At 63.7% G+C, this 11,623-nt stretch carries 10 protein-coding genes; 9 read left to right on the plus strand and 1 reads right to left on the minus strand.

The features are described from left to right. From GNZ13_RS19105 to GNZ13_RS19145, 9 genes are all read left to right on the plus strand, one after another. Positions 1 to 1,001 (plus strand): MFS transporter (locus GNZ13_RS19105; protein WP_172167138.1); only part of this gene is annotated, 1,001 nt, incomplete at its 5' end. A 210-nt stretch (positions 1,002 to 1,211) separates the two neighbouring features. Next, entirely contained in the window at positions 1,212 to 2,177 is a 966-nt protein-coding gene (locus GNZ13_RS19110; protein ID WP_172167139.1) for a MurR/RpiR family transcriptional regulator, read from the plus strand. Next, entirely contained in the window at positions 2,174 to 3,154 is a 981-nt protein-coding gene (locus GNZ13_RS19115; RefSeq protein ID WP_172167141.1) for an isoaspartyl peptidase/L-asparaginase family protein, read from the plus strand. Before GNZ13_RS19110 ends, GNZ13_RS19115 begins: the two co-directional genes overlap by 4 nt. A gap of 87 nt (positions 3,155 to 3,241) precedes the next feature. Then, entirely contained in the window at positions 3,242 to 5,164 is a 1,923-nt protein-coding gene (locus GNZ13_RS19120) for a dipeptide ABC transporter ATP-binding protein (protein WP_172167143.1), read from the plus strand. A 121-nt stretch (positions 5,165 to 5,285) separates the two neighbouring features. Further along, positions 5,286 to 6,848 carry a glutathione ABC transporter substrate-binding protein GsiB gene (gene gsiB, locus GNZ13_RS19125; protein WP_172167145.1) on the plus strand — a complete coding sequence of 521 codons (1,563 nt, stop codon included), beginning with the start codon at positions 5,286 to 5,288 and terminating at the stop codon, positions 6,846 to 6,848. 101 nt (positions 6,849 to 6,949) lie between these two features. Then, a complete protein-coding gene (gene gsiC, locus GNZ13_RS19130) occupies positions 6,950 to 7,870 on the plus strand; it encodes a glutathione ABC transporter permease GsiC (protein ID WP_172167147.1) in 921 nt (306 codons plus the stop codon). Between the two features lie 7 nt (positions 7,871 to 7,877). Beyond that, a complete protein-coding gene (gsiD, locus tag GNZ13_RS19135; protein WP_172167148.1) occupies positions 7,878 to 8,783 on the plus strand; it encodes a glutathione ABC transporter permease GsiD in 906 nt (301 codons plus the stop codon). Then, entirely contained in the window at positions 8,780 to 9,928 is a 1,149-nt protein-coding gene (locus GNZ13_RS19140; RefSeq protein ID WP_172167150.1) for a DmpA family aminopeptidase, read from the plus strand. Before gsiD ends, GNZ13_RS19140 begins: the two co-directional genes overlap by 4 nt. Next, a complete protein-coding gene (locus tag GNZ13_RS19145) occupies positions 9,925 to 10,758 on the plus strand; it encodes a M55 family metallopeptidase (RefSeq protein WP_172167152.1) in 834 nt (277 codons plus the stop codon). The genes GNZ13_RS19140 and GNZ13_RS19145 overlap by 4 nt, the downstream gene beginning before the upstream one ends. A gap of 4 nt (positions 10,759 to 10,762) precedes the next feature. Here GNZ13_RS19145 and GNZ13_RS19150 read toward each other — a convergent pair whose 3' ends face one another. Further along, positions 10,763 to 11,557, minus strand: a complete 795-nt coding sequence (locus GNZ13_RS19150; protein ID WP_172167154.1) for an alpha/beta fold hydrolase — start codon at positions 11,555 to 11,557, stop codon at positions 10,763 to 10,765. Between the last annotated feature and the right edge of the window lie 66 nt (positions 11,558 to 11,623).

Genomic DNA, 11,623 nt, shown 5'->3' on the forward strand with positions numbered 1-11,623 from the left:
CCCTCGCGGAAAGCGTGCGCGTGGTCGCGATGCTGTGCGTGCTGCTGCTTGTCATGACGCATTCGCTGAGCTTGCCGCTGCTCGCCGCGCTCGGCTTCATTGCCGCGACCGGCACCGTTGCCTACAACGTCGCGGCGCCTTCGCTGGTGCCCTCGATCGTGCCGCGCGAGGCGTACGCCCAGGCCAACGGCCGGCTCGAACTGGCGCGCAGCGTCGCGTATTCGGCGGGGCCGGCGCTCGGTGGGCTGCTGGTCGGCTGGATCGGCGCGGGGTGGGCGTATGGCTGCGCGGCCGGGCTATCGGCGCTGGCCGCCGCATTGCTCGCGGGACTGTGCGAACCGCCGCGAGCGGCCGCTTCCCAGCGTCACTTTCTGCTGGAACTGCGTGACGGTACGCGCTTCGTGCTGCGCGACGCGCTGCTGCGTCCGATGCTCGCCACCGCGATCTTCTTCAACCTTGGTTTCTTCGTGCTGCAAGCGGTGTATGTGCCTTACGCCGTGCATCGTTTGGGATTGAGCGCGTCGATGGTCGGTGTGACGCTCGGCGCGTACGGCGTCGGCATGGTGTGCGGCGCGCTCGCCGCACCTGCCATCGCGCGGCGCCTCGCGTTCGGTCGCGTGCTGATCATCGGACCGTCATGCGGTTTGCTTGCCTCGTTCGTGATGGTGGCGACGATCGTCGCGCCGTCGTTCTGGCTGGCGATGCTGAGCTTCTTTTTGCTCGGCGCCGGGCCGATTCTGTGGGTGGTGGGTTCGACCACGCTGCGGCAGGCGATCACGCCTGAACGGATGATGGGCTGCGTGTCGGCGCTCAACAGCACCGCGACCTATGGCGCGCGGCCGCTGGGCGCGTTGCTCGGTGCGGCGATCAGCGCGCGCTGGGGGATGGACGCCTGTCTGGTCGCGGCGGCTGCGGCCTTCCTCGTGCAGGCGCTGATCATCGTTATGTCGCCGGCGGCGCGGCTCGCGGACATTCCCGAAGGCGCAGCAGTCGCGCAATGAAATCCGGTTTTCATCGGACGGCGCACGTTGCGTGTCGACGTGCCTGCTGGCATCCGTGAAAACCCTCAAAAATGAAAATGAATTTTTTTCTACAGGATTTCTATGTAAATATACTTTCATTCATTTTGCTTACGCCCCGAAGGAAGTCCTTTTGGGGGGCGCCCCGAAGGAAGTCCCCTTGGGGGATAGTTACCAGGCTGCCTTGCTCGCATGATCCATCACTCGTCCGTTGCACCGAACCCCGCCGAGCAGGCCATCGCCGCGCGCATCGCCGCAGCGATGCCGACCCTCACGCCGATCCATCGGCGCATGGGCGACTACGTGCTGGCGAATCTGTTTCGCGCGGCGACCATGCGGATCGACGAACTGGCGAGCGTGGTCGGTGCGTCGGTGGCAACGGCGAATCGCTTCGCTCGCGCGCTCGGCTTCGACGGTTATCCGCAGTTTCGCGAAGCGCTTGTACGCGGCTTCGAAGCGACGCTCGCACCGGTCGAGCGGTTGCGTAGCGCGCAGGAATCGCTCGCTTCCGGCGACGATCTGATTGACGCGTCGCTCGAACAGGCCGCAAACAATCTGCAATCCACCCGCTCAGCGATCGACAGCGCCGCCGCCGAGGCCGCCGTAGAAGCGATCATCTCCGCGCGTCGCGTCTTCGTGCTCGGCGCCGGGTCGAGCGCGTTCCTCGCAGGCCTGATGGAGCACGGCCTGATGCCGTATCACGACAACGTGCAGTCGCTCGCGTTCGTTGGCGGGCCGTCGCATGCCGCGCGGCGTCTGTTCGCATCGAATGAAGGCGATCTGGTGATCGGGATTGCGTTTCCGCGTTACGTCGAAGACACGATCGAACTCGCGCGGCGCGCGGCCAGTCGCGGGGCACGCGTGCTGGCGCTGACCGACGGCCCGCACTCGCCGCTCGCGCAATTCGCCGATCTCTCGCTTTATATCCGCTCCGAGCGGCGGCTCGCGGCCAATGCCGATGCGGCCGTGCTGGCCGTTATCGAAGCGCTGTGCGACGCGGTCGCCTACCGGGCGAAGCGCTCGGTGAAGGCCGCCGCCGAGGTCACCGAATTCGTGCTGCCGTGGCTCACCGATCCGCAAGCCGCGGCCGCCGGCACAAGCGAGCAGCCCGTGCGCGCTTCTACCCGTACCACTCGCACTACCAAAGCCAAAAAATGAACACCAACGCAGTCATTGCCATTCACGGCGGGGCAGGCACGATCCTGCGCGCGTCGATGTCGGCCAGCGCCGAAGCCGACTATCACGCTGCTTTGCATGCCGTGCTGAGCGCCGGACAGCGCGTCCTCGCCGACGGCGGCAGCGCGCTCGACGCCGTCAGCGAAGCCGTGCGTCTGCTCGAAGACTGCCCGCTCTTCAACGCGGGCCGTGGCGCGGTCTACACGGCAGCCGGCACGCATGAACTCGACGCCGCCATCATGGACGGCAGCACGCTGGACGCCGGCGCGATCTGCTGCGTGACACGCGTACGCAATCCGATTCTGGCGGCGCGCCGCGTACTCGAACGCAGCGAACACGTGCTGTTCACGGGCGAAGGCGCGGAAGCCTTCGCAGCCGCGCAAGGACTCGAATTCGTCGAGCCCGAGTATTTCCATACTGAAGCGCGTCATCGCCAATGGCAACTCGCGCGCGGTCAGCAGCGCGCCATGCTCGATCACGACGGTGCGACGCTGGCCTCGAAAAATGACGATCCCACGCCGCACGAGCCGATCGATCCGAATCGCAAGTTCGGCACGGTCGGAGCGGTCGCGCTCGATCAGCGTGGCCACGTGGCCGCTGCCACCTCGACGGGCGGTGTCACCAACAAACAGGTCGGCCGGGTCGGCGATACGCCGCTGATCGGCGCGGGCTGCTATGCGGACGACGCAACCTGCGCGGTTTCTACCACCGGCTCGGGCGAGATGTTCATGCGCATGGTGGCTGCGTACGACGTCGCGGCGCAGATGGCGTACCGCAACGTCTCGCTCGAAGAAGCGGCGCACGACGTGGTGATGAACCGTTTGCCGAAGATCGACGGACGCGGCGGTCTGGTCGCCGTCGATGCACGCGGCAACGTCACGCTGCCGTTCAATACCGAGGGCATGTATCGCGGATTCGCGCGGATCGGCGAGACGCCGGTGACGGCGATCTATCGCTGATGCTGTCCTGCTGCGCAGTCGCTTGAACTACCGCTTGAAACTTCGCTTGAACCACCGTTAGCCGCGTCCGAAATAAAAGGAATCATCGTGCCGACTTCATCGCACACCGCCCGCCCGCTTATTGAAACGTTGCCGCCGCAACGCGTGCTTGCGGTCGACGATCTGTCGGTCGCATTTCGCAGCGGCGACAGGACTTTCAACGCGGTGCGCAATCTCTCGCTGACGGTCGAGCGTGGTGAGACGCTGGCGATCGTCGGCGAATCGGGTTCGGGCAAATCGGTGACATCGCTCGCCTTGATGCGGCTGGTCGAGCATGGCGGTGGGCGCCTTGCCGGCGGCAGCATCGCCTTCCGGCGCCGCGACGGCAGCGTGCTCGACCTCGCGAAAGCGTCGTCGGGCACGATGCGTTCGATTCGCGGCGCCGACATCGCGATGATCTTCCAGGAGCCGATGACCTCGCTCAATCCGGTGTTCACGGTTGGCGATCAGATCAGTGAAGCGATTGCCTTGCATCAGGGGAAAAGCCGTTCTGCCGCGCACGCCGAAACGCTGTGTCTGCTCGAACTCGTGCGCATTCCGGAAGCGCGCCGGGTGGCCGCACGTTTTCCGCATCAGCTATCCGGCGGCATGCGCCAACGCGTAATGATCGCGATGGCGCTGTCGTGCAAGCCCGCTCTGTTGATTGCCGACGAGCCGACCACCGCGCTCGACGTAACGATCCAGGCGCAGATTCTGCAATTGATTCGCGGCCTGCAGGACGAGATGAACATGGGCGTGATCTTCATCACGCACGACATGGGCGTGGTGGCCGAGGTGGCCGATCGCGTGCTGGTGATGTATCGCGGCGAGAAAGTGGAAGAGGGTGCTTCGGATGCGCTGTTTGGCGCGCCTTCTCATCCTTATACGAAGGCGTTGCTTGCTGCGGTTCCGCGCCTTGGCGCAATGGAGGGCACCGATCAGCCCGCCAAGTTTCCGATTCTGACCGTCGAGCAGGCGGCCTTGAATGGCACCGATGGAGCCGTGCGTCCCGCTGCAGCCGTCGCCGAAGAATCGCAACCGTTGATTCACGACAGCACGCCGCCGATTCTGCGCGTGCGCGATCTGGTCACGCGCTTTCCAGTCAAGAGCGGCGTGTTCGGACGCTTGACGGGTCGCGTGCATGCGGTTGAGAAAGTCAGCTTCGATCTGCGTCCGGGCGAGACGCTCGCGTTGGTCGGAGAATCGGGCTGCGGTAAATCGACAACGGGTCGTTCATTGCTGCGGCTGGTCGAGAGCCAGAGCGGCTTGATCGAATTTGATGGCAAGGAAATCAGCTCACTCACAGGCCCTGCATTGCAAGCACTGCGCCGCGATATCCAGTTCATTTTCCAGGACCCGTTCGCCTCGTTGAATCCGCGTTTGACGGTCGGCTTCTCGATCATGGAGCCGCTGCTCGTGCACGGCGTCGCTCAAGGCGCCGAAGCACAGGCGCGCGTTGCGTGGCTGCTCGAAAAAGTCGGCTTGCCGCCCGAAGCCGCGCGCCGCTATCCGCACGAATTTTCCGGTGGGCAACGGCAACGTATTGCGATTGCGCGTGCTCTGGCATTGAATCCGAAAGTCGTGATCGCCGACGAATCCGTCTCCGCACTGGACGTCTCCGTGCAGGCGCAGATCGTCAACCTGATGCTCGATCTGCAACGCGAGCTCGGCGTCGCGTATCTGTTCATTTCGCATGACATGGCGGTGGTGGAGCGCGTCAGCCATCGCGTGGCGGTGATGTATCTCGGCCAGATCGTCGAGATCGGCCCGCGCCGCGCGGTGTTCGAAGCGCCGCAGCATCCCTATACGAAGAAGCTGATGGGCGCGGTGCCGGTCGCCGATCCGGCGCGCCGTCACGCGAAACGCATGCTCGCCGCCGATGAAATCCCGAGCCCGATCCGCGCGCTGAACGACGAACCGATCGTGGCGCCGCTGATTGCGGTTGGACCGGATCATTTCGTGGCTCAGCATCGGGTCGGCGGGGCTTACTAGACGCGAACGCTAGCCCGAACGCAGACCTGAACGAAGTGCCAGACCTGAAGCAAAACAAAGCAAAGCAATTTTCTCTCGCAGCACATAACCCTGTTTCAATTAGCAGCCTGGAGCCAACCTCATGAACCTGCTGGTCCCGTCTTCTCCGTTTCGTTTGCGCGCGCTGGTCAGCGGCGGCGCGGTGGTGTTCGCGATGCTCGCGGGCAATGTGGCGCACGCCGACACGACGGCCGTGATGGCCGTTGCGTCGACCTTCACGACGCTCGATCCGTACGACGCGAACGACACGCTGTCGCAAGCCGTCGCCAAGTCGTTCTATCAAGGCCTGTTCGGTTTCGACAAAGACATGAAGCTGGTCAACGTGCTGGCCGATAGCTACGAAGCGAGTCCGGATGCCAAGGTCTACACGTTCAAGCTGCGCCACGGCGTGAAGTTCCAGGACGGCACCGACTTCAATGCAGCCGCGGTCAAAGCGAACTTCGACCGCGTGACCGATCCGGCAAACAAGCTCAAGCGCTACAACATGTTCAACCGTATCGAGAAGACTGAAGTGGTCGATCCGTACACGGTGAAGATCACGCTGAAGGCGCCGTTCTCGGCGTTCGTCAACGTGCTGGCGCATCCGTCGGCGGTCATGATTTCGCCTGACGCGCTGAAGAAGTACGGCAAGGACATCGCGTTCCATCCGGTCGGCACGGGTCCGTTCGAACTGGTGAAGTGGGACCCGGCAGGCGACCTGACGGTGAAGAAATTCGCCGGCTACTGGAAGAAGGGCTATCCGAAGGTCGATGCCATCGACTGGAAGCCGGTGGTCGACAACAACACGCGCGCTGCATTGATGCGCACCGGCGAAGCGGACTTCGCATTCCAGGTGCCGTTCGAACAGGCGGCACAATTGCAGTCGAGCCCGAAGGTCGATCTGATCGCGTCGCCGTCGATCATCCAGCGCTATATCAGCCTGAACGTCAACCAGAAGCCGTTCGACAATCCGAAGGTGCGTGAAGCGCTGAACTATGCGGTCAACAAGGACGCGCTGACGAAGGTTGTGTTCGCCGGTTACGCGACGCCGGCTGACGGCGTGGTGCCGCAAGGCGTGGATTACGCCGTGAAGCTCGGCCCCTGGCCATACGATCCGGCGAAGGCACGTGAACTGCTGAAGGAAGCAGGATATCCGAACGGATTCGAAACGACGCTGTGGTCCGCGTATAACTACTCGACCGCGCAAAAGGTGATTCAGTTCGTGCAGCAGCAACTGGCACAAGTCGGCATCAAGGCGCAGGTTGAAGCGCTCGAAGCGGGTCAACGCGTCGCGAAGGTGGAAAGCGCGCAGGACCCGGCGACCGCGCCGGTGCGGATGTACTACGCAGGCTGGTCGTCGTCGACGGGCGAAGCGGACTGGGCGATTACGCCGCTGCTCGGGTCGGTCTCGTTCCCGCCGAAGATGGTCAATACCGCTTACTACAAGAACGACGCCGTCGACAGCGATCTGAAGCAGGCGCTCGAAACCACCGACCGCACCAAGAAGGGCGAGCTCTACACCGATGCGCAAAAACGCATCTGGGCCGACGCGCCGTGGATTTTCCTCGTCAAGGAAAAGGTCGTGTATGCGCGTAGCAAGCGCTTGTCGGGTGCTTATGTCGCGCCGGACGGCTCGTTCAATTTCGACGAGATCGCGATCAAGTGATGAGCTGACCGCTCGGCGTGGCGTGTTCCAAACGAACGCGCCGGCCGGGCGGCCGCTTTCTGACGATTCTTCGTTGCCCGCATCATTGCCGGATTGGTTTCATGCTGAACTTCCTCGTCAAACGTATCTTTGGACTGCTGCCGACGCTCTTCATCGTCGCCGTGCTGGTGTTCCTGTTCGTGCATCTGTTGCCCGGCGATCCGGCGCGCCTCGCGGCCGGTCCCGAAGCGGACGAAGCGACCGTCGCGCTGGTGCGTGCCGATCTCGGCCTCGATAAGCCGATGCCGCAGCAATTCGCCAACTTCTTTGTGAAGATCGCGCACGGCAACTTCGGCACGTCCGCGCGCAGCAAGCGGCCGGTCAGCCAGGAAATCAGCGAGCGCTTCATGCCGACGCTGTTGCTCACGCTCGCGAGCATGGTGTGGGCGGTGGTGCTCGGCATGGGCATCGGCATCGTCTCGGCGGTGTGGCGCAATCGCTGGCCGGACCGGCTCGGCATGACGCTCGCGGTGTCGGGCATTTCGTTTCCAGCGTTCGCGCTCGGCATGCTGCTGATGGAGATCTTTTCGGTGAAGCTCGGCTGGCTGCCGATCGTCGGCGACGGTTCGTGGCAGAGCTACGTGTTGCCGTCGCTCACGCTCGGCGCGGCCGTGGCGGCGGTGATGGCGCGCTTCACGCGTGCTTCGTTCGTCGAAGTGATGAACGAAGATTTCGTGCGCACCGCGCGCGCCAAGGGTGTGCCCGAATGGCTCGTGATCGTCAAACACTGCCTGCGCAACGCGATGATTCCTGTCATCACGATGATGGGACTGCAATTCGGCTTTCTGCTGGGCGGCTCGATCGTGGTCGAAGTGGTGTTCAACTGGCCGGGCCTTGGACGCCTGCTGGTGGATGCCGTGGCGATGCGAGACTATCCGGTGATTCAGGCTGAAGTGCTGTTGTTCTCGCTTGAATTCATCATCATCAACCTGGTTGTGGACGTGCTGTACGCCGTCATCAACCCGACCATCCGTTTCAAGTGAGGCCCGCATGAGCATCTCAGTCACCGAGGCGAATGCGGCCAAGGCCGCGCTCGTAGAAAGCGCGGTCCGCACGCCGTGGAGTGAATTCTGGCGCAAATTCCGTAAGCAACATGTGGCGCTCGGCGCCGGCATTTTTGTGCTGCTGCTGGTCCTGGTCGCAATTCTCGCGCCGCATATCGTGCCGTACGATCCGGAGAATTTCTTCGACTACGACGCGTTGAACGCGGGGCCCTCGGCCGCGCATTGGTTTGGCGTCGATTCGCTGGGCCGCGATATTTTCAGCCGCATCCTGGCGGGTTCGCGTATTTCGCTCGAGGCCGGTTTTTTGTCGGTGGCGGTCGGTGCGGTGATCGGTACGTTCTTCGGTTTGCTGGCCGGGTACTACGAAGGCTGGTGGGACCGCATCACGATGCGTGTCGCCGATGTGCTGTTCGCCTTCCCCGGCATTCTGCTGGCGATCGGCGTGGTTGCGATTCTCGGCAACGGCATGATCAATGTGATCTGTGCGGTGGCGATTTTCAGCATCCCAGCGTTTGCGCGGCTCGTGCGCGGCAATACGCTGATGCTCAAGCAACTCACGTATATCGAAGCGGCGCGCAGCATTGGCGCTTCGGATTGGACCATCATCATGCGGCATATTCTGCCAGGGACGATTTCGTCGATCGTCGTGTACTTCACGATGCGCATCGGTACGTCGATCATCACGGCGGCGAGCTTGTCGTTTCTCGGACTCGGCGCGCAACCGCCGACGCCGGAGTGGGGCGCGATGCTCAACGAAGCGCGTGCCGATATGGTCACCGCGCCGCATATCGCGCTGTTTCCGAGTCTGGCGATTTTTCTCACCGTGCTGGCATTCAATCTGCTCGGCGACGGTTTGCGCGATGCGCTCGATCCGAAGCTCGACCGGCCATGAGTCTGACTGACACTGCCTGTGGAAACGCGCCGCATATTGGCGTGTTGCCGAGCGGCCCGCGTGGGACGATTGCCGACGTAGACAGCGTGACGGTAGGACATTGCACGCTGGATGAAGACGCTGTGCAGACCGGCGTGACCGTGATTCGTCCGCATCCTGGCGATCCTTTTCTGAACAAGGTGCCTGCGGCGGCTTCGGTGATCAACGGATTTGGTAAAAGCATCGGGCTTGTGCAAGTCGAAGAACTCGGCGTGCTGGAAACGCCGATTGCGTTGACCAATACCTTCGGCGTCGCTGCGGTCGCACAAGCACAGATTCGTGCTGCAATTCAGGCCAATCCGCAAATCGGACGCGAATGGTCGACGGTCAATCCGTTGGTGTTCGAATGTCATGATGGATACCTGAACGATATTCAGGCTTTGGCGGTAAGCGAACGGCATTACAACGATGCGTGCGAAGCGGCAAGCGTTGACGTCGCGAGCGGTTCGGTCGGCGCAGGCCGCGGCATGTCGTGCTTCGATCTGAAAGGCGGAATCGGCAATGCATCGCGCGTGGTCGACGTAGCAGGGCAGCGCTATACGGTCGGCGCACTGGTGCTGGCGAACTTCGGCCGCCTGCCGATGTTGACGATCGACGGCACTCCGGTCGGTCGCGTGCTGGCCGAACGCGCAGCCGAAGCTGACGCAGCAAGCTCGGCGGCCTTAGTGCATCCAGCGAATTCAGCGGCCTCGGCGAACCCTGCCATCCCAGCGACCGCCTCGAAACCCGAGCACGGCTCGATCATCATGATCGTCGCCAACGACGCGCCGCTCGACGCTCGCCAGCTCAAGCGTCTGTCATTGCGCGCCGCGGCTGGTCTCGCACGAACCGGTTCGGTGTACGGCCACGGCAGCGGCGATATCGCGTTGGCATTTTCAACGGCCTACACCGTGCCGCACGAATCCGACTTCGTCGCGCTGCCGCCCGTGCTCGCGGATGCACGCCTCGACCCGCTATTCCGTGCCTGCGCGGACAGCGTCGAGCAAGCGATCGTTGATGCTTTGTGGAGCGCGACTTCCGTCACGGGCCGCGACGGCCATCGTCGTCTATCGCTGCACGACGCCGCCCCCGACCTCGCTCAACTTCTCAAGCAATCTCCCCGATGAAAGTCCTGATTTCCGCCGACATCGAAGGCGTAGCCGGCGTGTTCCATCCCGAGCAAACGCGCGCGGGCAACGGCGAATACGAGGCCGCGCGCCGCTGGATGACGCTCGAAGCCAACGCCGCGATCGAAGGCGCATTCGCAGGTGGCGCGACGCACGTGTGGGTCAACGATTCGCACGGCGGTTTCCGCAATCTGCTGCCCGATCTGCTCGATGCACGCGCCCAGGTGGTGCTCGGCAAACCGCGTACGCTCGGCATGATGGCCGGCCTCGAATACGGCGCGGCGCTGGTGTTCATGATCGGCTATCACGCCAGGTCGCAAACGCACGGCATTCTCTCGCATACGATCAACAGCTTCGCGTTCGCGCGTATTTCGCTGAACGGCGTCGAAGTCGGCGAGGCCGGATTGTATGGAGCGCTGGCGGAAGAATATGGCGCACAGGTCGCGCTTTTATCCGGCGACGATGTATTCGCCGAGGAAACCGCGCCGCGTTTTCCCGGCGCGCGTTTCGTCGTCACCAAGAGCGCGACGGGGCATGCGAGCGGCGTGACGCAAACGCCGGCGAGCGCCCGTGATGCGATTGAAAGTGCCGCGCGCGAAGTGGTGCGGCATTACATCGACAAGGGTCATGCGCCGCACGCCACGCGCGCTGCTGCGAAGCCCGTCGAATGCGAATTGCGTGTGCAAACGACCGCGCTTGCCGATCTGTTTTGCCAATGGCCAACGCTCACGCGCGTCGACGCCGTCACGTTGCGCTTTGGCGCGGAGTCCGCGGAACACGCGGTGCGCATGCTGAACTGCCTGTCGGCGATGTCGTTCATGCTGCGCTGAGCCGTTACTGTTGCCGGCTCAACTCCCGCGCTGCGCGATCAATCGCATCCGCAACCGCACCCGCGTGCGACACCGTCACGAGATGGCTCGATGCGATCGGCACGATCTTCGCCTTCATCCGCTCTGCCATGAATTTTTCGACATCGGGTGACACGGCGCGGTCCTTGGTGGTCAGCACGTACCACGACGGCTTTTCTTTCCACGCTACCTGGCTGACCGTTTCGCTGAAGGCCGTTGCGGCGATTGGGACTTGCGCGGCGGAGAGCACGCGCGTCAGATTCTCGGGCACGTCGGCTGCTAAGTCGGCGTGATACTTGGTGCGGTCGAGCCACAGGAAACCCGTCGGGTCCGCTACGATGTCCTGACCCGAGGGCATCGGCGCCGCGCGCTTCATCAGATCCATCGTCGATTCATGCAGGTCCGGCGCAATTGCCGCCACGTAGACGAGGCCCGCGACGTTCGGTGCGTTCGCGCCGGCTTCCGTGATCACGACGCCGCCCCACGAGTGGCCCACCAGGATGGTCGGGCCATTCTGGCGCGCGAGGACGCGGCGGGTGGCCGCGACATCGTCGGCGAGCGACGTGAGCGGGTTCTGCACCGAACTCACGTGATAGCCCTTCTGCTGCAACTTCGCGACGACACCGTTCCAGCTTGACCCGTCGACGAACGCGCCATGAACCAGCACGACGTTGCGCACCGGGCCGGTCATTGGCGCTGCGGGTGGGGTGGGGGCGCTCGCTCTTGGCGCGGCGGGGGGGGGAGGCGGGGCCTCGGGGGGGGCCGACTCCCTGCCCGGGATGCCGGGTGGTTCTCCGGCGGGGTTCCCCCGGTGCGCCAAGGGTTTCGCCGGGGGGCCCCCCCCCGG

It is taken from the genome of Paraburkholderia elongata (assembly GCF_013177735.1).
Taxonomy (GTDB): Bacteria; Pseudomonadota; Gammaproteobacteria; order Burkholderiales; family Burkholderiaceae; genus Paraburkholderia; species Paraburkholderia elongata.

Coding starts and splice junctions, on each gene's coding strand:
- GNZ13_RS19140 (WP_172167150.1), top strand. CDS start 8,780: ATGAGTCTGACTGACACTGCCTGTGGAAACGCGCCGCATATTGGCGTG.
- GNZ13_RS19145 (WP_172167152.1), top strand. CDS start 9,925: ATGAAAGTCCTGATTTCCGCCGACATCGAAGGCGTAGCCGGCGTGTTC.
- GNZ13_RS19110 (WP_172167139.1), top strand. CDS start 1,212: ATGATCCATCACTCGTCCGTTGCACCGAACCCCGCCGAGCAGGCCATC.
- GNZ13_RS19115 (WP_172167141.1), top strand. CDS start 2,174: ATGAACACCAACGCAGTCATTGCCATTCACGGCGGGGCAGGCACGATC.
- gsiD (WP_172167148.1), top strand. CDS start 7,878: ATGAGCATCTCAGTCACCGAGGCGAATGCGGCCAAGGCCGCGCTCGTA.
- gsiB (WP_172167145.1), top strand. CDS start 5,286: ATGAACCTGCTGGTCCCGTCTTCTCCGTTTCGTTTGCGCGCGCTGGTC.
- gsiC (WP_172167147.1), top strand. CDS start 6,950: ATGCTGAACTTCCTCGTCAAACGTATCTTTGGACTGCTGCCGACGCTC.